The 22,303-nt window shown below is 42.5% G+C and carries 19 protein-coding genes and 1 riboswitch; of the genes, 2 read left to right on the forward strand and 17 right to left on the reverse strand.

Going from position 1 to position 22,303, the window contains the following annotated elements:
• Window positions 1-35 precede the first annotated feature (35 nt).
• The 8 genes from LPB220_RS08215 to LPB220_RS08260 form a co-directional block, all read right to left on the reverse strand.
• On the reverse strand, window positions 36-1,193 hold the full coding sequence (locus LPB220_RS08215) for an ABC transporter substrate-binding protein (protein ID WP_003008282.1): 1,158 nt from the start codon (window positions 1,191-1,193) through the stop codon (window positions 36-38).
• 108 nt (window positions 1,194-1,301) lie between these two features.
• Window positions 1,302-1,580, reverse strand: a complete 279-nt coding sequence (locus LPB220_RS08220) for a DUF2129 domain-containing protein (RefSeq protein WP_003013098.1) — start codon at window positions 1,578-1,580, stop codon at window positions 1,302-1,304.
• Window positions 1,581-1,858: 278 nt separating this feature from the next.
• Window positions 1,859-2,449: an ATP-dependent Clp protease proteolytic subunit gene (locus LPB220_RS08230; RefSeq protein WP_003008286.1), complete on the reverse strand. Its 591-nt coding sequence runs from the start codon at window positions 2,447-2,449 to the stop codon at window positions 1,859-1,861.
• Window positions 2,450-2,577: 128 nt separating this feature from the next.
• Window positions 2,578-3,207, reverse strand: a complete 630-nt coding sequence (gene upp, locus LPB220_RS08235) for a uracil phosphoribosyltransferase (protein WP_003005574.1) — start codon at window positions 3,205-3,207, stop codon at window positions 2,578-2,580.
• Between the two features lie 219 nt (window positions 3,208-3,426).
• The gene (mgtA, locus tag LPB220_RS08240; RefSeq protein WP_150906416.1) at window positions 3,427-6,087 is read right to left on the reverse strand and encodes a magnesium-translocating P-type ATPase; all 2,661 of its coding nucleotides are present in this window, start codon (window positions 6,085-6,087) and stop codon (window positions 3,427-3,429) included.
• Window positions 6,088-6,294: 207 nt separating this feature from the next.
• Window positions 6,295-6,452, reverse strand: a riboswitch (M-box (ykoK) riboswitch).
• Between the two features lie 35 nt (window positions 6,453-6,487).
• Window positions 6,488-7,651 carry a MalY/PatB family protein gene (locus LPB220_RS08245; RefSeq protein WP_031576001.1) on the reverse strand — a complete coding sequence of 388 codons (1,164 nt, stop codon included), beginning with the start codon at window positions 7,649-7,651 and terminating at the stop codon, window positions 6,488-6,490.
• Between the two features lies 1 nt (window position 7,652).
• Window positions 7,653-8,750: a cystathionine gamma-synthase gene (locus LPB220_RS08250; RefSeq protein ID WP_150906417.1), complete on the reverse strand. Its 1,098-nt coding sequence runs from the start codon at window positions 8,748-8,750 to the stop codon at window positions 7,653-7,655.
• 288 nt (window positions 8,751-9,038) lie between these two features.
• On the reverse strand, window positions 9,039-10,667 hold the full coding sequence (locus LPB220_RS08260) for a polysaccharide biosynthesis protein (protein ID WP_031574286.1): 1,629 nt from the start codon (window positions 10,665-10,667) through the stop codon (window positions 9,039-9,041).
• A gap of 87 nt (window positions 10,668-10,754) precedes the next feature.
• Between LPB220_RS08260 and LPB220_RS08265 the strand changes: the two genes are divergently transcribed.
• Window positions 10,755-12,200: a UDP-N-acetylmuramoyl-L-alanyl-D-glutamate--L-lysine ligase gene (locus tag LPB220_RS08265; protein WP_150906418.1), complete on the forward strand. Its 1,446-nt coding sequence runs from the start codon at window positions 10,755-10,757 to the stop codon at window positions 12,198-12,200.
• A 38-nt stretch (window positions 12,201-12,238) separates the two neighbouring features.
• Here LPB220_RS08265 and LPB220_RS08270 read toward each other — a convergent pair whose 3' ends face one another.
• The 7 genes from LPB220_RS08270 to LPB220_RS08300 all read right to left on the reverse strand — a co-directional run bounded on the left by LPB220_RS08270 (window position 12,239) and on the right by LPB220_RS08300 (window position 19,587).
• On the reverse strand, window positions 12,239-12,889 hold the full coding sequence (locus LPB220_RS08270) for a DUF1803 domain-containing protein (RefSeq protein WP_150906419.1): 651 nt from the start codon (window positions 12,887-12,889) through the stop codon (window positions 12,239-12,241).
• Between the two features lie 190 nt (window positions 12,890-13,079).
• On the reverse strand, window positions 13,080-13,658 hold the full coding sequence (locus tag LPB220_RS08275; RefSeq protein WP_049472485.1) for a TetR/AcrR family transcriptional regulator: 579 nt from the start codon (window positions 13,656-13,658) through the stop codon (window positions 13,080-13,082).
• Entirely contained in the window at window positions 13,658-14,359 is a 702-nt protein-coding gene (locus LPB220_RS08280; protein WP_049472484.1) for an MBL fold metallo-hydrolase, read from the reverse strand. The genes LPB220_RS08275 and LPB220_RS08280 overlap by 1 nt, the downstream gene beginning before the upstream one ends.
• Window positions 14,360-14,629: 270 nt before the next feature.
• Window positions 14,630-15,142: a YiiX/YebB-like N1pC/P60 family cysteine hydrolase gene (locus LPB220_RS08285; protein ID WP_049472483.1), complete on the reverse strand. Its 513-nt coding sequence runs from the start codon at window positions 15,140-15,142 to the stop codon at window positions 14,630-14,632.
• Between the two features lie 63 nt (window positions 15,143-15,205).
• Entirely contained in the window at window positions 15,206-16,141 is a 936-nt protein-coding gene (locus LPB220_RS08290; protein ID WP_003005572.1) for a manganese-dependent inorganic pyrophosphatase, read from the reverse strand.
• 124 nt (window positions 16,142-16,265) lie between these two features.
• Window positions 16,266-17,060 (reverse strand): pyruvate formate-lyase-activating protein, encoded by a 795-nt coding sequence (pflA, locus tag LPB220_RS08295; protein WP_003005017.1) that lies wholly within the window; start codon window positions 17,058-17,060, stop codon window positions 16,266-16,268.
• A 214-nt stretch (window positions 17,061-17,274) separates the two neighbouring features.
• Entirely contained in the window at window positions 17,275-19,587 is a 2,313-nt protein-coding gene (locus LPB220_RS08300) for an endonuclease/exonuclease/phosphatase family protein (RefSeq protein ID WP_049514286.1), read from the reverse strand.
• Between the two features lie 111 nt (window positions 19,588-19,698).
• On the opposite strand from LPB220_RS08300, the gene treR reads away from it, so the two are divergent.
• The gene (treR, locus tag LPB220_RS08305) at window positions 19,699-20,409 is read left to right on the forward strand and encodes a trehalose operon repressor (RefSeq protein ID WP_049514292.1); all 711 of its coding nucleotides are present in this window, start codon (window positions 19,699-19,701) and stop codon (window positions 20,407-20,409) included.
• Between the two features lie 180 nt (window positions 20,410-20,589).
• On the opposite strand, the gene LPB220_RS08315 is transcribed toward treR, so the two are convergent.
• A complete protein-coding gene (locus LPB220_RS08315; protein WP_014713718.1) occupies window positions 20,590-21,393 on the reverse strand; it encodes an ABC transporter ATP-binding protein in 804 nt (267 codons plus the stop codon).
• Between the two features lie 9 nt (window positions 21,394-21,402).
• Entirely contained in the window at window positions 21,403-22,296 is an 894-nt protein-coding gene (locus LPB220_RS08320) for an ABC transporter permease (protein WP_003005682.1), read from the reverse strand.
• Window positions 22,297-22,303 lie beyond the last annotated feature (7 nt).

Consider the following 22,303-nt stretch of genomic DNA (forward strand, 5'->3'; position numbering starts at 1 on the left):
TTCTCCCAGCCTCTTGTACAAACAACAAATGATAATTATGGTTTAACAGACTCAACTGATTTGACTTTACCATCTTTCAAGCCAATCATAAGAGCTGATTTAACCGGGTTGTGGTTCTTGTCAATTGACATTGTACCAGTCACACCTTCCAAGTCTTTCAACTTCGCAAGGTTATCTTTCAATTCGACAGAGTTCTTAGCACCTTTAGATGCTTCGGCAACCATGTAAACTGAATCATAAGCCAAAGCTGCGAACATTGAAGGTTCTTCATTGTATTTCGCTTTGTAAGCTTCTACGAATTTCTTGGCTTTATCAGTCATTTCACCTTCAGTAGAGAATCCAGCTACGTAGTAGATGTCTGTAGCTGCAGCAGGTGTTGCTTGTTCAACGAACTTAGCATCGCTAAATCCATCACCACCAATGATTGGTTGTTTGATTCCCATACCACGCGCTTGGTTTACGATCTTACCAGTTTCTGTGTAGTAACCTGGAAGAACAATCGCATCGAAGTCTTTATCTTTGATTTTTGTAAGGGCAGCTTGGAAGTCTGTATCCTTAGATTGGAAGGTTTCTGTTGCTACGATTTCACCTTTGTAAGATTTCTTGAAGGCTTCAGCAATCCCTTTAGCATAGTCAGATGAGTTATCGTAGTAAAGAACGACTTTCTTCGCTTTCAAGTTATCCGTTGTGTATTTAGCAATGATTTGTCCTTGGAAGCTATCGATGAAGGTAGCACGGAAGAGGTAATCTTGACCTTTTGTCAAATCATCTTGAGTTGCAGATGGTGTAACCAATGGAACACCTGCTTTACCAGCATTGGCAACCGCTGCTGCAGTAGCACCTGAAGTTGCAGGTCCTACAAGAGCGTTCACTTTTGATTGAGTGACAAGGTTTGTAGTGACTGTAGCTGCTTCAGCTGTTTCAGATTTGTTATCTTTATCTGTGACAACAATCTTCTTACCGTCAGCTCCACCCTTAGCGTTGATTTCATCAACGGCCAATTGAGCACCTTTTTGTTCAGCGCTACCGTAGGCTGCTACTTCACCAGTTTTTTCAAAGTTAAAACCGACTTTTAATTCTTTGCCGATTTCGTTACCAGTTGTGTTTGAACCTGAAGTAGAAACTTCACCACAAGCAGCAAGAAGAGCGACACTTGCAATGGTTAAAAATGAAAGAGCAAATTTTTTCTTCATTTGTAATGATCTCCTTAAATGAATCTTAAATTAAATACATTAAGAATATACCGAATTATCTGACAATTGTCAATAAAAAAAACGCAATCCATCAAATGATTGCGTTTTCTAACCTTCTGTGACCACAGATGGGGTCTCCAATCGTTGTAAACTTCCTACAAAATCTGTATCTAAATCTTTGAGATGGCAAGGCAAGACCTTTTTGACATAACGTTCTTTCTTTAAGTCTTCCATGACTTGATCAGCCTTGTCACTGTCCACATACAATTGGACATAACGACATTTCTTAGAATGGTACAAGACATCTCCGACTGATTGTAATTTTTTCCCATCTCGATTGTAATACAATTTTACAATCAAGCCTGTTCTTTCTTGTTTTTCAAACATGGTCAATCCCTTTCTCGTTCTGTTACTAGTATATCAAATTTCAAGAAAAAGAACTACTCTTTTATGAGAGCAAAAAAAGAGAGTGGGACAGAAATCGGTAATTCGTTAGAATTCGATTTCGTCGTCCCACCTCCGCACAGTTGAGTATGGCTGTAAAAGCTGATGAAATCAACGTAGTAGAGCCCACTCAACCACTGCGTTTTGCTCGACAATCCAAAAATAATTGAGAGGCTAGGACTTTTGTCCCAGCCTCTTGACGGACCTTCCCATAGGATGGTTTAGTCCAATTTATTATTGGCCATGATTTCATCAATAAAGCCATATTCAAGTGTTTCTTGCGCGCTCATCCAATTGTCACGTTCCGCATCAGCATGCACTTTTTCAATGGATTGACCTGAATTTTCCGCAAGGATTTTTTCCAAGTTGTTCCGTGTTTTGAGCAAGTGTTCTGCTGCGATCGCCATATCGGTTTGTTGGGTACCACCACCAGTACCACCCATTGGTTGGTGAATCATGTACTCGGCGTTTGGCAACATGAAGCGTTTGCCCTTCGCACCGCTTGAAGCGATAATTGTTCCCATAGATGCTGCCATCCCCATAACAATGGTTTGGACATCTGACTTGATAAAGTTCATAGTATCTACGATGGCAAGACCTGCTGAGACAGAGCCACCTGGGGTATTGATATACATATAGATATCTTTTGTATTATCTTGGGCATCCAAGAAGAGCAATTGAGCGATAATGGAGTTAGCCATTTGGTCCTCAACTGGTCCTGTTACCATGATAATTCGATCTTTCAACAGACGGGAATAAATATCGTAAGAACGTTCTCCACGACTGGTTTGTTCAATAACTACTGGAATCATCTATTCTTCTCCTTTAGTATCCATTCATTCTCACGATTCGTGAGGTTCAAAGTATATGTGCTATTATAAACCAATGGTCAAAAAAGGTCAAATCTTAAGCACCTTTCGTACGAATCATGAATGGCTTCTTATTTGGTACCGAATAAACGGTCACCTGCATCTCCAAGACCAGGAACAATGTAGCCATGTTCATTCAAATGATCATCGAGGGCTGCTGTAAAGATATCAACATCTGGGTGAGCTTCTTGAAGAGCTTTCACCCCTTCTGGCGCTGATACTAGGCAGACAAACTTGATATGGCTAGCGCCACGTTTTTTCAAGGAATCAATCGCTAGAATAGCGGATCCACCCGTAGCAAGCATCGGGTCTACTACAAAGATACGACGTTGATCAATATCTTCTGGCAATTTCACCAAGTATTCAACTGGTTTCAAGGTTTCTTCATCACGGTACATCCCGATATGGCCAACCTTAGCAGCTGGTACCAAACTCAAGAGACCATCAACCATCCCAATCCCTGCACGAAGAATTGGGACAATAGCCAATTTCTTCCCTGCGATTTGTTTTTGAACGGTTTTGGTAATAGGAGTTTCAATCTCAACATCTTCAAGAGGCAATTCACGCAACACTTCGTAGCCCATCAACATAGCAATTTCATCTACCAATTCACGAAAGGCCTTCGTAGAGGTATCCGTGCGACGGAGAATAGACAATTTGTGTTGAATCAGTGGATGTGTAATAACTTCTAATTTTCCCATTTTGAGATCCTTCTTTCTAAGCTGTTATTATTCAAAAAAGAGCTATGATAAAAGCGGAGTCAAGCTCTACTCTTTCTTTCAGTCCCTCTTTGATACTCACAGCACATGGAAATCTTCATTTCCAACTTTACATTCCTCTTATTATACCAAATTTTACCAAAAAAAGAGAGCCCTTACACTTAATTTTTTAAGTTCGGACTCACTCTTTCTATCAATCAATTACAACCATTCTTTGTATTTCTTAATATAGATACGTTTGACAACCGTCACACTCAGCATATAGAGGACGATAATAGCAAACAATAGAACAAAGTACAATCCATTTAGTTGGCTCAACTTCAAGATAGAAGCCAAAGGACTATATGGAAGGGAGGTTACAAAGAAGGCTGCTGCTAGGGTCGTCACCACGACTGAGAAGGCTGGACGACTTTGGATAAATGGAAGTTTTGGTGAACGCAACATATGAATAACCATGGTTTGAGACCACATAGATTCAATAAACCATCCAGTTTGGAACACCATGATAAAGGCTGCTGCATCTGCTGCTCCATGGTTGTAGCCATGACCTAAAATCATTGGGACAACAAGGAAATAAAGAAGCATGTAGGTAATAATATCAAAGACAGATGAAATTGGACCAATCCAGGCCATAAAGCGCATGATGGAGTTTGCTTCCCAGATACGAGGTTTCTTGAGGAATTCCTTGTCGACATTGTCAAAAGGAAGGGCGATACAAGAAAGATCATAGATAAGATTGAGCACAATCAAATGAACGGGAGCCATTGGAAGGAAAGGCAAAAAGATGCTGGCAAAGAGCAGAGAAAAGATGTTCCCGAAGTTAGAAGAGACCGTCATCTTGATGTACTTGGTCATATTGGCATAGACCTTGCGGCCTTCAACCAAACCTTTTTCAAGGACCATCAAGTCCTTATCCAGAAGGATGACATCTGCCGTTTCCTTGGCGATATCCACAGCGGTATCCACGGAGATCCCAACGTCTGAGACCTTCATGGATGGAGCATCGTTGATCCCATCTCCCATGTACCCCACCTTGTGGCCATTTTTCTTAAGGCTAAGAATGATCCGCGCTTTTTGATCGGGCGATAATTTGGCAAAGACTGTTGTTGTTTCCACAACTTGCGCTAACTCTTGGTCTGTCATCGTATCGATTTCGCTTCCCAAAAGAATCCGCTCGACATCTAGTCCTACTTTTTCACAGACAGCTTGGGTGACCTTTTCATTGTCGCCAGTTAAGATCTTAGTGGTAACCCCATATTCTGCAAGAGCTTTGATCGCTGGAGCTGCAGAAGGTTTTGGTGGATCAAGAAAGGCCAGGTAACCGGTTAGGATCATGTCTCCTTCATCTTCAACACTAAAGATTTCATTTTCGTCCAAGTCGGTTTTGTAGCTGACGCCCAAAACACGAAGACCTTGTTCATTTAATTGAGCGACCTCAGCGAGGACTTCTTGACGGACCTCGTCTGTTAATCGTTTGATATCACCCTTGTATTCAACATAAGTCGATACAGAGAGCATTTCTTCCAAGGCCCCCTTGGTCACCATGCTAACCACACCATCTTCATCTTTGACAATGACACTCATGCGACGACGTTCAAAATCAAAGGGCAATTCATCTATCTTATGGAAGGTTTGATCTAGATCGCGGACGATTTCATGTTTCTTGGCTTCTTTATGGGTTCGATTGATAATCGCCCGGTCCATCAAATTTTTTAGCCCGGTTTGGAAATAGGAATTCAAGTAAGCCCGGCGAAGGACTGATAGATCCAAATCGCCATGGATATCAAGCGGATACTCCAAAACGATTTCATCTTGGGTCAAGGTTCCTGTCTTATCTGTACACAAAATATCAATAGCCCCGAGGTCTTGAATGGCATTGAGTTTTTTGATAACGACTTTTTCCTTGGCCATGATGATGGATCCCTTAGCAAGACTCGCTGTAATAATCATCGGCAGCATTTCAGGAGTCAAACCAACCCCAACGCTGAGGGCAAAGACACCCGCTTCTAACCAGTCACCGTCTGTGAGGCCATTGATCACAAAGACGACGGGCACCATCACTAACATGAGCCGAATCAAGAGCCAAGAGATGGTATTCATTTCTCTCTCAAATGAGGTTGGTTCGTCATAGGTGTTGATGGTTTGCTCAATAGCGCCCATCATGGTTTCATCCCCCACGACCAAGACCAAGGCTGTCGCCCGCCCTGAGATGACATTGGTCCCCATAAAGGCCAAGCTTTCACTCTCCAAGAGACTATCTAAATTTTGACTGTCGGCTTTTCTGAGACAAACCTTTTCAACAGCATCACTTTCCCCTGTGAGGCCAGATTGTTGGACAAAAAAGTCACGAGAATCAATCAAGACCACATCTGCTGGGATCATATCGCCGGCACTCAGTTTGATCACATCTCCGACAACGATTTCATCGATCGGAATTTCTTGTTCTGATCCATCACGCAGAACGGTCGCTGTATTGACAATCATACGTGATAAGTTGCTGGCAGCTTTGTCGCTCCGCAATTCTTGAATGAAGCGGATCCCACCAGAAATCAAGACCAAGGTCACAATGATGATGGAGGTCGTTGGATCCTGTTCACCTGGTTTTGCTAGCCAGACATTGGTGATGAAGGAAACCAGCGCAATGACCAACAAAATCACCGTAAAAGGATTAATAATCGATTCATAGATCTTTTTGATCATGGAATCTTCTTGACCTTTTGTGATGACATTTTCGCCATAAATATCGCGGTTTTCTTCTACTTGATCGTCAACTAAACCAAGGGCACTGGTTTTGTAGTCGGCAAAGGTGCTTTCAAGTGGTTCTTGAAGAGCAGCAATGAGTCTTTCTTTATTTGTTTGCATTGGTATCTCCTTTTTCAATCAGGAGCCAATCACTTTTGGAGTCCCTACGACACAAATCAGCGATTGGCTGGTTCGGTGCGGTTCGGGATGATCGTCAATTTGTATCATAGCTCTCTCCTTTCTCTTTTCTTGGTAAGGCATAAAAAAGAGTCCTACCCTCGATCGGTAGGACTCATGAAACTCGTCATTAATTTTTCAATCAAAACTCTCAAAAAACTGACCGTCCAAGCTTTAGCTCCGCAAGGCAATGAAATGAGCTTAGTCTTGACCTTTGCGATCAGGACTGTTAACCAACGAGTAGTGTCTCCACTGCTTTGCGGTAGTCATCCGTATCCTTGTGGTAGCCTCACCTACCGTATTTCGAGTTTATTGTACTCCTTCACTTACAGAAAGTCAACACTTATTTGAGAAAAGTTTCCACCAAGCGTTTGGTGATTTCTTCAATGAGGGTGAAAGGGGCTGCTACATTGAGGCGAGCATGCAAGTTTCCTTCTTTTCCAAAATCTGTTCCACGGTTCAAAATCAATTTGGCTTGGTCATGAATTTTAGCATGCAGCTCATCATCGGTATAAGGATAGGCTGAAAAGTCCAACCAAAGAAGATAGGTTCCTTGGGGTTTCATGACACGGATTTTGGTCTTTGCATGCAATTCATCTACCACATAGTCGATGTGTTTTTCAAAGACTTGCTTGAGCTCTGTCAACCAAGGTTTACCATGGCGATAAGCCGCTTCTGTTGCAATATAGCCCAATCCTGAGATTTCATGTTGGTTATTGGCCAATTGCCGTTGTTTAAAAGCCGTACGAAGCTTTGGATTTTCAATGACCACATAGGAATTTTTTGTTCCTGCAATATTGAAAGTCTTGGTTGCACTGGTTAAGATCAAGCTGAAATCTTTAAAGCTTGGATCAACTGTGTTAAAGCTGGTATGACGGTGGCCAAACAAGGCCAAATCTTGGTGGATCTCATCTGAAACGAGAAGGACACCATGTTTTTGACAGAGGTGGCCGATTTTTTCCAAGACTTCACGATCCCATACACGGCCTCCAGGATTGTGCGGATTGCACAAAACATAGAGTTTAACGTCTTGCTCCACAATGTCTTTTTCTAGCTGATCAAAATCAATTTGGAAAAGACCGTCTTTTTCGACTAACGAATTTTCGATCAATTTTCGACGATTGAGTTTGACACTTCGGGCAAATGGAGGATAGACCGGTGTATTGATTAAGACCGCATCCCCTTCCTTGGTGAAGGCTTGAATAGCTGTTGAAATAGCTGGAACAACGCCTTCGATAAAGACGACAGCTTCCTTGTCAAAGGAATAGCCATGCTCTTCTTTTTCCCAATCAAGGATAGACTGGTAGAGGCTATCCGATGCATAGGTGTAGCCATAGACCATTTGGTCTGCATAGCCGATAACAGCTTCTCGTACTTCTGGAATGACATTAAAATCCATGTCCGCGATCCAAGCTGGAATGATTTCTGGATCTGTCTCAGTTTCTTTCCACTTGTAGGTATGGTGGGTCAATCGATTCGGTAAAGTCGTGAAATCATATTTGGTCATCTTAAGCCTCCAATGCTTGTTTCAAATCGTCAATCAAATCATCCGCATCTTCAATTCCGATGGACAACCGAAGCAGATCATCTGTCAAACCGTATGAATGGCGAACTTCTGCAGGGATGTCCGCATGAGTCTGAGTGGTAGGATAAGTGATCAAGCTTTCAACTCCGCCAAGGCTTTCTGCAAAGGTAAAGACTTGAAGGGAATTCAACAAGTTAGGAATTTTTTTCTCATCTTGAATTTTAAAGGAGACCATTCCACCTTTTCCAGTGTAGAGGACTTCTTTGACCTGAGGGGAGGTTTTCAAAAACTCGACTACCTTGCGGGCATTCTCAGTGGAGCGCTCCATCCGGATAGAGAGTGTCTTGAGACCACGGATCAACAGATAGCTGTCAAATGGGGAAAGAACAGCACCTGTCGTGTTCAAATTGTAAAAGAGTTTGTCATACAGATCTGCATCATTTGTCACGACAACACCAGCCAAGACATCGTTGTGACCAGCCAGGTACTTGGTTGCTGAATGTAGGACAATATCTGCTCCCTCTTCAATCGGACGTTGATAGATTGGGCTATAGAAAGTATTGTCCACCACGACTTTGGCACCTTTTGCATGGGCCAATTTGGCTAAATGAGCAATATCAAATTCCAACATCAATGGATTGGTTGGTGTTTCAATATAGAGGACATCCACCGGATCATGATCTAGATGGTGGATCAGTTCTTCTTCCGTATTGGCATAGGTGAAAGAGAAGCGGCCTTCTTGCTCTTGTTGGTTAAACCAGCGGAAAGAGCCTCCATAAAGGTCACGAACGGCTAAGACTTTTGTACCAACTGGGAAAATGCTAAAAGCAAGCACAATAGCTGACATTCCAGAACTTGTCGCCAAAGCATAGTCTGCACTTTCGATAGCTGCCAAAGTCTTCTCAGCTGTTGCGCGTGTTGGATTTTTTGTACGGGTATAGTCAAAACCTGTAGACTGACCAAATTCTGGGTGTTGGTAAGTTGTTGAAAAATGCAACGGAGTCGTCAAAGCTCCCGTCGCTTGATCTGACTTGATTCCTGCCTGTGCCAAAATCGTATTGATATTGCGTTTTTTACTCATATTGCCCTCCGATAATCAATTAATCTAACTGCTTACTATTTTATCACTATTATGAGGAGAGTGGTTTTCCCATTTTCAAGACCCAGCTATAGTTTCAAACTATAAGAAAAGAGAGTGGGACAGAAATCGGTAATTCGTTAGAATTTGATTTCGTCGTCCCACCTCTGCACAGTTGAGTAGGGCTGTAAAAGCTGATGAAATCAGCGTAGTAGAGCCCACTCAACCACTGCTTCTTGCTCGACAATCCAAAAACAAGAAGAGGCTAGGACTTTTGTCCCAACCTCTAATTTATTTAATCCGGAATTTTTGTCTGAGACGTGCTGCTTGCCCTCCGATAAAGCGGTCAAAATACCGTAGCCATAATCCTAAGGCTCCATAGATAACAACCCCTAATCCGCCAATGACGATGATATAAATCATGCTCGATACACGGCCATTTGGTGGGAAAATCCAGCCCAAAATCAAGCCGGCGATCAAGACTCCAAGTAGCATCACCACAGTCAGGATAGAACCAAGTAAGGTCCGCTTGAAGACGATGGTGCGATTAAACTGAGTAATGGTTTGGATCTCCCGATACATGAGGACGATTGGCACCATTAACGCAATGGTCGTTGACAAAAGCGGACCATAAGAACGAAAGACCAAAATAAATGGAATTTGGAGGACCAATTTCACCACTACCCCATAGAGGAAGTATCGAATGGCCTTGCGATTTTGAAAGAGGGCTTGAATCATTGGCGATAAGACCGTGTAAAGACCGAGAATTACGGTCTGCAACATCGCTACGATAAAGAGTCCTAAGGCCAAGCCATCGGGTTGCCCATAAAATACCGTATAAAGTGGTTTTGCGACTGCTACTGCACCAAAGGTGGCTGGAAGCAAGAAAGCGAGCAACATGGTCAAGTTATCCTGTACGAGCTTCCCAGCTGCTTTTAGGTCCCCCTTCACATAATTCTCTGTCAACAGAGGAATCCCAACTCCCCCAATCGAAGTCGCTACCGCAATCAAGATCATGGTGATTTTGTTTGGATTAGCAGAGAAATAACTAAACATGACCAAGAGCTGCTTTTGACTATAATCTGTGAACCAAGACATGACATTGATAAAGGTCATCTGGTCAACAATTTGGAAGAGCTGAATCGCGGAACCTGTGATGATGAAAGGAATGGCTTCCCGAATCGTATCGATCAAGAGAGCCCGAGTGTCAATCCCTTCACTTCCCTCTTGCTTTCTAAAAATAGAAGAGAGCAAGCCTGTCTTTGCAAGGTAATAAAAGAGCACTAGAAGGCTCGCTCCCATACCAATAAAGGCTGCAAAGGTCGACTGCGTCACAGCCTGCACGTAATCACCTGAGCCAATCTTCATAATGAAGAAGGTCGTGAGCAACATCCAGATGACCCGAATGACTTGTTCAGCGATCTGGCTAATGGCGTAAGGCTTCATGTTGTTAAAACCTTGGAAAAATCCCCGAATGACACTCATCGAAGGAAAGATCAAGACAGCCCAAGAAAGGCTCTGCATGATCGGAATCAACTCTTTTCCCCCACCTGAAAGACTTGCAAAGACAGGAGACAAAAGATACATGAGAATGGCAAATCCAAGGCCTAGAATTCCCATAAATTTCAAGAAGCCCCGAATCAAAGCAAAGCTATGATCCGCTTGGTCCCGGGTATTGTATTTGGCTACTTGCTTGGCAACAGCTACGGGCACTCCAGCTGTCGAAATCAAGAGAAACCAAGCATAGATATTGTATCCCATTGTAAAAAGACCATTGGCTTGTGGCCCATATTTTCCCATCCAAATATACCAAGGAATAATATAAGCGGCTCCTAGCAAACGGCTGATAAAATTGCTGGCTGTCATCCAGGCAGTCCCGCGTAGCATCTGGGCTTGCTGGTCATTTTGTTCGTGACTCATAAACGTCCTCTTTCGTTTCTTCTTCTCTTCATTATAAACTTTTCCATGTTACTTGTAAAATTCAGACTTTCGGTTTACAATAGTTTTATGATTACAATTGAACAAACCCTCAACATTTTAAAACATGACCAAAATTTCCGAGAAGTTCTAATGAATGGTGAATACCATTACCATCTAGAAGGAACAAGTTTTGATGCCATTAGCTATGATAGCCGTAAGGTGTCTGCTAGCACCCTCTTTTTTGTCAAAGGGGCCAATTTCAAAAAAGAATACCTGGAACAGGCTATTTCTAATGGGCTCGGCTTTTATGTCTCTGAAAAAGATTATGAAGTTGGTATCCCTGCCATTCTTGTCAATGATATCAAGCAAGCCATGAGCTTAATTGCCATGGAGTTTTATGGGCACCCTGAGAAACAATTAAAATTATTAGCTTTCACAGGGACCAAGGGAAAGACAACAGCGGCCTACTTTGCTTACCATATTTTGGAACAAAGCTACCGACCAGCTATGCTGTCTACCATGAATACGACACTGGATGGTAAAAACTTCTTTAAATCAGCCCTGACAACACCAGAGAGTTTGGATCTTTTTGCTATGATGGCTCAGGCAGTAGCGAATGATCGGACCCACCTCATTATGGAAGTTTCCAGTCAAGCTTATCTGGTGAAACGGGTTTACGGTCTTACTTTTGATGTTGGTGTTTTCCTCAACATCAGCCCTGACCATATTGGACCGATTGAACATCCAACTTTTGAGGATTATTTCTACCACAAACGTCTCCTCATGAAGAATAGCCAAGCTGTTGTCATCAATAGCGATATGGATCATTTCTCTGTCTTGAAAGAACAAGTCGAGGGCCAGGAGCACGACTTCTATGGTAGCCAGTCTGAGAATCAAATTGAAAACTCCAAAGCTTTCAGCTTCTCAGCTACTGGTAAATTAGCTGGAGACTATGATATCCAACTCATTGGTCGCTTCAACCAAGAAAATGCTGTGGCTGCAGGTCTCGCCTGCCTTCGTCTAGGGGCGAGTCTCGAAGACATCCAAAAAGGAATTTCCAAGACGCGCGTTCCTGGCCGAATGGAAGTCTTGACTCAAAAGAATGGGGCCAAGGTCTTCATCGACTATGCCCATAATGGAGATAGCTTGAAAAAACTGCTCTCAGTTGTCGAAACCCATCAAACCGGAACCATTTCGCTGGTCCTTGGATCAACCGGTAATAAAGGAGAGAGCCGCCGCAAGGACTTTGGCTTGCTCTTAGAAGACCATCCTGAGATCCAAGTCTTCCTCACAGCGGATGACCCTAACTATGAAGATCCTTTGGCCATCGCAGAAGAGATTAGCAGTTTTATCACGCGCCCTGTCGAGAAAATCGCAGATCGCGAGCAAGCCATTCAACTGGCTATGGCGACAACCAGCAAGCCTGAAGATGCTGTTATTATCGCTGGAAAAGGAGCAGACTGCTACCAAATCGTCAATGGCGTAAAAGAAGAGTATCCAGGTGACGCCGCCATCGCTGAACGTTATCTATGATCAAAAAAAACAAGGCTAGGAAGTTTTCCTAGCCTTGTTTATTGTTTGATAAACATCAGTCTTTCCTTGTCCAAGTCCACTGCTAATTCATATTTGCCTTCATCATTTTTGTGGATATAACCTAAGACTTCTAAACTATCGACAAAAATGTCCTTGCGCTTTTGCTGGACTTCTTCTTTTTTGAGGAACTTGAGCAAAAAGCTGGTCATATACTTGAGAGCATACTCGGGATTGACATCGCCCAAAATAGCATAGAGCTTTTCTTGATCCTCTGTCAATGGATATTGGTGAGCAACCTTGTAGAAGTAATTGGAAAGGGTCTGTGCATGTCGCGCAAAGTCCGTCTCCTCTATGAGAATTGCTGCATTAGTCGTGTTGCGGAGTTCTGTTTGGAAGACCTTGGCTTTTAATTCTTGATAAACTGCACTGTCCTCTCGAACAAAGACCTCTTGATCCAGTTCAACTCGATCAGTTGACTCTAAGAAAGGCAAATTGAGAGTGTAGCGTTTATTTTCTCGAAGGATGAAGCCCGCTTTGATATACTCCTCCATCAGCTTATCCACTGGTTGATCCGGAAATTGGGCCTTAATTTGCCGCAGGATCACATCGTCGTGCTGGTCCAAATAGTTGATCAAGTCCTTGAAAAATGGCTGACGTGTCAAACGTATGGGATTAATGATTGTAATCATGAATAGGTCTCGTTTACTGTTTTATCGGTTCGTTCTTATTGTAACATAAAAATTAGTTTAAGCGAAATCAATACCAAAGGACAAAATCTTCAATTTATAGATAGGCAGGCAAGAGGGGAAAATAAGGCAATAAAAGAACTTAGTTTTTTCAATCCAAGTTTACTGTAGAAGCCCCATAAGTTATTCCAACTCATTTCATTTCTATTATTTTAAAAGAAATAAAATCAGTCAGTAGTTGCTTAATGCGTTCTGGACATTCTTCATTGTCCCTACTGTAGATACTCACTAGGCCATGTAAAAAAATAAAGATTCCACTACGAATATTTAGCACTTCTGCATCAGATAAGTCTTTCGGTAAAAAGACATCAATAGCTTCTTCCAATAAACGATAACTTTTCATTCTCAATTGCATCAACGGTTGCGAACAATCGCCTGGATCTTCATGCTCTCCACGGTAAAAAATCAATAATTCATAAAAACTTCGTTCTCTAAACCCAAAATCCACATATGTTTGACAGATTTGGAGCAGACGTTCTTTATCAGTCTGCTTGGAATGGCTGATTTCTAAGCAAGTATGATAGAGATGAGTTAACGGTTTTTCCGCTACTGCATATAAAATATCCTCTTTCTTTTTAAAATACTGATAAATAGCTGTATGTGAACATCCTGCAGCTTGAGCAATCTGCCTAATTCCCACCTTCTGGTAAGGTTCTTTTCGGAAAATTTCCTCTGCTACTCTGATAATTCTGGACCTTGTATCCTTTGCCATTACAAACTCCCTTTAAACCCATTCAATGCCTCAAAATCTCGTACTGCATCTTTTACCTCACTACCATGACAAACACTAACAAGTGCCTGCGGATAACTATTGAGAATTCTTTCACCACTAGCTAAAGCTTGTCTCATATCTGCTGTATATCCTTTCATTGGTGGACGCAACTTTCCACCTCTCGTAGCTGTGAAAAGATCTCCAGCGATTAAAACTTGATCCTCTTCATGGTAATAAACAACATGACCAGGGGAATGCCCAGGAGAAAATAGGGGTTTTAGTCCTGCACTACTTATCAAGTCTTGACCTTCTTGACTTTCAACAGTTATAAAAGTAGCCGGATCAAAAATCACTTTTTCCGTCTCTTTTCTATTAGGAAAAGGTTCTTTGCCTGAAATATAGGGGAATTCCTTCTCACTGATTAAAGTCGGGATGTTCCCAAAGTGCTGTCTAAGATAGAGCAAACCTTTGATATGATCTGGATGTCCATGGGTCAGAAAAATTGCTTCAATTTTTTGTGGGAGTAAAAACTGGGCAGCGTACTTCTCCATTCCTCGCATTCCCGTATCAATCACATAAAAGCGACCAGATGATTCAACTAGCCATATGCTGACAACAAAAATGCCCAATTCGAACTCAAACTTATTTATATGTGGACTGATTTGTTTTGTACGTGTTAATAAACGATACAAGAAAGACATATTTACTTCCTCCTTTAATTTCCAGAAAAACTAACCAGTGGTTAGTTTTTGCTGCAGTATATCATATTTTATCTGTCTATACAAGAAACATCCAGAGGATATTAAAATAAAAAATACAACTTTTACAAGTTGTATTCTAAGGTAGAACATATTTTTAAAATCAGGAAATAATATATCGAGACTTTCCGCTGTGAGGAAAGGATTAAAAAATTATTTTTCTTTAGTTTGATGTAACTCTTATAAACTGTATCAAAGTTTCAGATTGTTATTTCATGAATCCAAATCATCCAAATACCTTTCTTTAAAATGTAGCAGTGGAGATTGGGCTAACTGACTCGGGTTGGTCCCGGGCTGATCTAGAGGAACGGCTAGACCGAGCTCCTTGTAGTAATCCAGCCAGAACGGACTAATCTCCTCTTCCTCATCTCCAAACTTCATGGGAATGGTTTCAAAAATAGGAAGTAGTTCAGCAATGAACTGGGAACAGTAATAACCATCTCCATCCTGATAAAAGGACGCATTGTAGGGAGCCCCTAAAAGACTCTCTGCTCGCTTTTTGACCTCTGGACAATCAATCTCCGCACAGCGATAAAGGTCATATACTTTCTCAGCTTCAAAGAAATCTTCAGGGGACTGGGAAAGGACGCCACCTTCTACCGTGGCATGATAAATGAATCCGTCCAAAAAGATGGCCACATGGCTATAGTTGCCAGTTGATGCCTGGATGGCCTGCCCTATATCCGAATCATCTTTCACAAAGATTAAATCACCATTTTCTAGCATATTTCTCTCCTAGAAAAAAAGGAGCCGAAACTCCTTTTTAATAATGGGTTTCCCCATTTATCATTATGCATTAAAGCTTTCAGTCAATTGAGGAACCACTTGTTTCTTACGTGAAACGGCACCTGGAAGGAAAGCATGATTGTTTTCAAGTTTGAAGTTGAAGGCTGCTTCTACCTTGTCCATGTTGGCACCAAGAGCCAAGATTTCTGAGTTTGAGTTGACGATGTCTGTAATCATCAAAACAAAGTCAGAGTAGCCGTTAGCTGCATTGGCAGCTTGGATAGCTGCTTCGATTTCAGCTTGGCGTTCCAAAACTTCCGCAATATCAACTGTGTTCACTTGAGCCACACGAACGTTATTTCCGTTCAATTCAAAAGTCTTAGCATCGATGTCGATCAATTCTTCTGCTGATTTGCTTGCCAAGTTAGTACCAGCCTTGAGCATTGCAAGACCATATTCTTCCAAGTTGACACCAGCCAATTCAGCCAATTCTGGCGCAATCACTTTATCAGATGGGTGTGTTGTTGGAGATTTCAAAAGAAGGGTATCTGAAATCAAACCTGAAAGCATCAAACCTGCCAATTCTTTTGGCACTGCTACACCGTGTTCTTTGAACATGCGGTAAACGATAGAAGATGCTGATCCTACTGGTTCCAAACGCATGTAAAGTGGGCTGGCAGTTTCAAAGTTAGCCACACGGTGGTGATCCACTACACCGTAAACTTCTACTTCAGCGATATCTGAAACAGATTGTTGGAATTCGTTGTGGTCTGTCAAGATGACTTGCTCTGCACCTTCTGCTTTAGCTGATGTGATGACGCGTGGTGCTTCCACACCAAAATAGTCCAATACGAAAGCTGTTTCTTCATTTGGAGTTCCAAGAGCCACTGCTTCTGTATCCAAACCATAAGCTTCTTTTGCAAGATAAGCAAAAGCTACAGATGAGCCGATAGCATCTGAGTCAGGATTTTGGTGACCAAAAACGAGAATTTTTGACATGTTTCTACCTCTTTATTTCATTTATAGATTCACTCTATTTTAGCACGTTTTGCCATTTAAAGAAAGGGAATAGTTGTGCATTTCAATAGAAAAGACAGCTGGAAGGCCCAACTGTCTATACTTTTTATCCTTTGACCCGTTTCAGGTAATCTTGGTAACTTTCTGTTTCCATCAAATCTTTTGCATTTTGGACCCGTTCTTTTGTCGGTGGTTTCACACCCTCCAATTTGTACGGAATGCCCAATTCACGCCATTTGAATTCCCCCATAGTATGGTAAGGAAGGATCTCAAATTTATCAACATTTTTAAGGGTTTTAACAAATTTTCCAAGCTCGATCAAATCATCATCTCGGTCTGTCAAACCTGGGACTAAAACGTGACGAATCCAGACTGGTTTTCCAATATCAGATAAGTACTTGGCACAAGCTAAAATCGTTTTATTGGTATGGCTGGTCACAATTTTGTGTCGTTCATCATTGATTTCCTTGATATCCAGAAGCACCAAGTCTGTCACCGCCATCAAGCGGTCGAATTTTTCCAAATAACGAGGTGTATTCCGGAAAGGAAGGGCACAGGTATCCAAGGTACAATGAATGCCCAACTCTTGAGCCTTGGTGAAGAGGGCAATCAAAAAGTCAATCTGCAAGAGGGCTTCTCCTCCACTGACAGTGATTCCCCCTTTTTCGCCCCAAAATCCACGATAACGGAGGGCTTCTTCTAGAACATCATCCACTGTCCGTTCACGGGACTTGTTGGTTTCCATTGCCCAAGTATCTGGATTGTGGCAGTATTGACACCGCATTTGACACCCTTGAAGGAAGACAATAAAGCGGATCCCAGGCCCGTCTACTGCACCAAAACTTTCTGTTGAGTGTACCATTCCTGTTACTTTTCCATAGTCAACTGTTTCATTTTCCATTGAGGAACCTCTTCTCTTGAAAACGTTTTATGATTTTATTATAACACGATTCCATCTATTTTAAAGAGTTTAAGCTTCTTTTTGAAAAGAAACTGTTCTTTTCAGTGTTTTTCATTGTCCTAGTACAGTTTCCAATATGGGACTATCTGTCCTGTATTTTAGGATAAAAAAAGGAGCCAGCGACTCCTTTTTTAGATCTTTCTTATAAAACACGTTAGTGAGTAGTCTTTCTCTTTTTATACAAGACAAGACTCATCGTAGCTACTGCCACTCCAGAAAGAGCTAGATAGCTTGTTTCTTGTCCAGTAGATGGAAGGATTTTCCGTTTGCCTGGTGTCTTCGTTTCTGTTGCGACCTCTTCCTTGTCGTCTTGTTTCTCATCTTCGTTCTTGCCCTTCTCTTTGCTTTCAGATGGTGAACTCTTTTGTTCATTGGCTTGAGCCTGATGAGGGACTAGTTGAGATCCTGTATTCGATGAGGAAGGGCTGGTTTGATCCGTTGGTTGTCCTGTATTCCCTTGTTGATCATCCGTCGGCGTTCCTGGAGTTTGTGCTCCACTAAAGTCGATTTGGACCAAGACAGGATCATGGTCTGATGCACGACCGTGTTCCTTCATAAAGGAAGCATTGATATGGACTGGTTCAAACCTTGCTTTGGCTGCCATGTTGTTTGAGATAAAAATGTTATCCAAAACTTGATTGCTTCCACGGTAGAAATAAGAATAGCGATCCCCTGCATCATGTTGGGCCATTAAGTTGGTCAGTTCGTTGCCCGCAAGGATCTGTGCTGTGGTTGAGAAATCGTAGTCATTAAAATCACCCGTCAAAACAAAGGTGGTCTTCGGATTTTGCTTCAAGCCTTCTTGAACGAATTGATGGATGACACTGGCTTGTGCTTCACGAGTTGGCAAGGTATGTTCCACTGCTGGTTGACTTGCACCATAAATAGCATCATCTCCGATTTTTGATTTCAAGTGATTGGCAATCACCACAACTGGTTGACCTTTGAATTCAAATTCAACGGCTAGGGACTTGCGAGTATGATCAAACGATGGGTCATTAGGGGCAATCCGAGCTGGATTTTTAACCAGGTGTCCCTTGTCAAATTGTGCTGCCTCGTTGCTAGTTGCTGCCTCTTTTTTGGCTAAGGTTACGCGTTCTGGATTGTAGAGGATTCCCAAACGAATATTGGAACCAGGCTTTCCTCCGTCAGCGCCATCTACTGGAGCAACCTCCGTATACTCATAGCTCTTGCCACCCAATTCCTTGATCCGATTGGCTAGTTTGCGTCCACTTTCAACACCACTGGTCGTTCCGTCATCCACACTACCATTATTGTCCTGCACTTCGATCAAAGTGATGATGTCTGGATTGTGAATTTCATGGATAAAGGAATTGGCAATCAGCGTCACCTTATCCTCTGGGGTTTCATTTTTGGCATTGTTGGCCGAGAAATTTTCAATATTGTAGGAAGCGATGGTCAGCTTGTCCTCACTTGGTTGCGTTTGAGCTGCTTGACGCTGCAAGCCACCATCTTGGACCGTCAACTGTTGAGTGGGCTCTAATTTATAGAAGCTATTTCGATACGTTACCACTCCTGTCACATCTTCTGTAAAGTAATCCTTGGCTTTTGCGACAAACTGATTCCCAACATAAATCGGGATCGTCGCTGTATTTTGCGCATGTGGTCGTAGATTCAGACCCCCAATATTGTTTAAAGGAAGGCCTGTGAAATCTTCTCCCAATACATAGATATCTCCTTTGTACTGGGGACCAAGGACATGCGGTTTCTTCACCACTGTGAGCATTCCTTCCAGGCTTTCCCAATAATCGAGGGCATCGGTTTCTGGAGCATAAGCAGTCGGATTAGGCTTCACATCTGCTGGCATGCCTGCAGTGATATTCACAGCTTCTGGAAGAGGGGCTGTCCCATCTTTTGTGATCCAAGCATCGACCAGCATGGTCACCGTTAAACTATTCGTTGGTTCCTTAAAGGTTTTCCCAGCTCCCAAGGTAACCTCTTCCATATAGCCTTCCTTGACGGTACCAGTGATTTTCACCTTGTCACCGACTTTCACCTTGTATTTGGAAACAACATAAATCCCATCTGAAGTACGGCTATTCCCATCCGACTCAATATCTTGGGCATAAAAACCATAGCGGTCTGTCTTAGTCACCACTGCATTTTTGATGGCTACCTTTTGGCCTTCCAGTGGAGAGCGTTGCGATTCCCCTTGAATGTCCCCGACCTTAACCGTTTTCTCCTCAGTAGCGTCTGAGGAACTGCTAGATGTCTCTTCTTTATCACTCGAAGCTCTCGTCGTAGCTTCTGTAGTTGTTGTTGTAGCAGAAGTCGAATGATTTGTCGAGCTTTCCTCGCTGCTAGTGTTCGTCACAAGCGCTGACTCTGAAGTCGAAGCTGTGGTCTCGTCTGCAACTACCGTGAGGGCACTGCTAAAGACCCCCAACTGACTAGCCAATAAGGCGGCTACTCCCAGTAGGCGAATCTTTTTACCGTTTTTTCTCATGCGTTTCTCCATCCCTAAAAATTTTTCCTCTTTTATTATAAGGGAATGACTTTGCATTTTCAAGCGCTTTCAAAAATGTTATTCAAAAAAACAGACAAGCGAGTCCAAATCATGAAAAAATACCAACAAATCTACCAAATTTTAAAAGAGCAAATACTAGAAGAAAAATATCTAGTCGGGGATTTTCTGCCTAGTGAGAACGACTTAAAAGAGCACTACCAGGTCAGTCGCGATACCATCCGTAAAGCCCTCAAGCTCTTGCAGGAAGAAGGCTTTATCGAGACTGTTCAAGGAATGGGGTCGCAAGTTTCTAGACAAGCTCACTTTGACTTCCCCGTTTCCCAATTAACCAGCTATCAAGAAATCGTCAAAGCTTCTGGTCTTCACTCAGAAACCAATGTCATTCGTTTGGAAAAAATCAGTATCGATGAAAAAGGAGCTAAAAAGACAGGTTTTCCCCTTCACCGTTTGGTTTGGAAAGTAACCCGGCAACGGGTGGTGGATGGCGTCGCTTCAGTCTTAGATATTGATTACCTAGATAGAGAGCTCACCCCTGGCCTTACTAAGGAAATTGCCCAGCACTCTATCTACCACTATATAGAAGAAGACTTGAAATTGCAGATTGGCTATGCTAAGAAAGAAATCTTGATTTCACCAATCGATAATCGCGATAAAATCTTACTGGATCTTGGAAAAGACCAACACGTGGTGACGGTCCGCTCCCAAGTTCACCTAGCAGACGGTCGGCAATTCCAGTTCACCGAAAGCCGACACAAATTAGACAAGTTTCATTTTGTCGACTATGCAGAGCGGAGAAAATAAAGGAGGCTGGGACAAAAGTCCTAGCCTCTCAATTATTTTTGGATTGTCGAGCAAGACGCAGTGGTTGAGTGGGCTCTACTACGCTGATTTCATCAGCTTTTACAGCCCTACTCAACTGTGCGGAGGTGGGACGACGAAATCGAATTCTAACGAATTACCGATTTCTGTCCCACTCTCATTTTATCCTAATACCAATTCATCACTCACCAGGGTTTCACCACTGTTTTGTTGGAAGAGGCGCATCAAATCTTCAACCGTTAGGTTTTTCTTTTCTTCTCCTTTGACGTCGACCACGACCTTGCCTTGGTAGAGCATGATCAAGCGGTTGCCGTATTCAATCGCATGGTTCATATCATGCGTAATCATCAAGGTTGTCAAATCATGGCTTTCCACGATCTTTTGGGTCAATTCCATGACCATTTCACTAGTCTTTGGATCGAGCGCTGCGGTATGTTCATCCAGAAGCAAGAGTTTTGGTCTAACCAAAGCTGCCATGACCAAGGTCAAAGCTTGACGTTGCCCACCAGACAAATATTGGGTATCTACCTTGAGACGATTCTCTAAACCGATATTCAGTTCCTTCAAGGCTTCACGGAACAATTCGCGATCTTTCTCCCGAACTCCCCAGCTCAAACCACGAGATTTCCCCCGACGTTGGGCAATGGCCATATTTTCTTCAATGGTCAAACGAGAAGCCGTCCCCATCTTAGGATCTTGGAAGACACGCGCAATATCTTTCGCACGCTTCCGAACACTCGTATTTTTAATGGAGTTACCTTCTAGCAAGATATCCCCTTCATCCACGACTAGATTTCCTGCCAAGATGTTCATCAAGGTTGATTTCCCAGCTCCATTTCCACCGATAACCGAAATGAAATCCCCTTCTTCTACTTGGAGATCCAAGCCTTTTAAGACATGGTTTTCATTAACCGTTCCTGCTTCAAATGTCTTATGAATGCCTTCAATTGATAATAATGTTGCCATACTTTTCTCCTACTTATTTCCTAACTTCAATCCGCGAACACGAAGACGTTTTTGCGCCTCAGGAGCGAACAAGACAATCGCGAGCAAGATCGCATTGAAGAGACGAACCATATTTTGATCGAGATTTGGGATCTCATAAATATTTAAGATAATCAAACGGTAAACAATGGCTCCAACCCCGATGGAAAGCAAGCGCCAACCAATGGTCAATTCGTGGATTAAAACTTCAGCGATAATCACAGCACTCAAGCCGACTACGATCGTCCCTGTACCAGAAGTCACATCTGAGAAACCATCATTTTGTGCAAACATGGCTCCACAAAGGGCAATCAAGCCATTGGAAATCATGTAGCCCAACATCTTCATGTTATCTACATTGACCCCATTGGCCTCACTCATTGGAATGTTATCACCAGTCGAGCGCAAAACCAAGCCAAGTTGCGTCTTCATTAAGAGGGTCAATAAGATACAGACGATGATCAAGCAAGAAATACTAATCAAAAAGACTGCTTCTTCATTGGACAAGCCCAATTTCATGACACTTTTGAAAATGGTACTGGCATCGCCAATAGAGAGGTTGGGTACTCCCCCCATGATTTTAATATTGATAGAGTAGAGACCGGTCAAAGTGACAATCCCTGTCAAGAGGGCTGGAATTTTCATTTTTGTATGGAGAATCCCAGAAACCAATCCTGCGATCATTCCTGCCAGAAAGCCCAACAAGGTTGCAAGCCAAGGATTTCTTCCGGCTTGAATTTGGGATGCTACAACTGCTGCCCCAAGTGGAAAGGCTCCTTCTGCCGTCATATCAGCAATATCTAAAATTCGAAATGTTAAGTAAACACCGATCGCCATGATCGACCACAATAAACCTTCTGATAAACTTGATAAAACAAAATTCATCTCAAAC

Source organism: Streptococcus sp. LPB0220 (genome assembly GCF_008727815.1).
Classification (GTDB): domain Bacteria; phylum Bacillota; class Bacilli; order Lactobacillales; family Streptococcaceae; genus Streptococcus.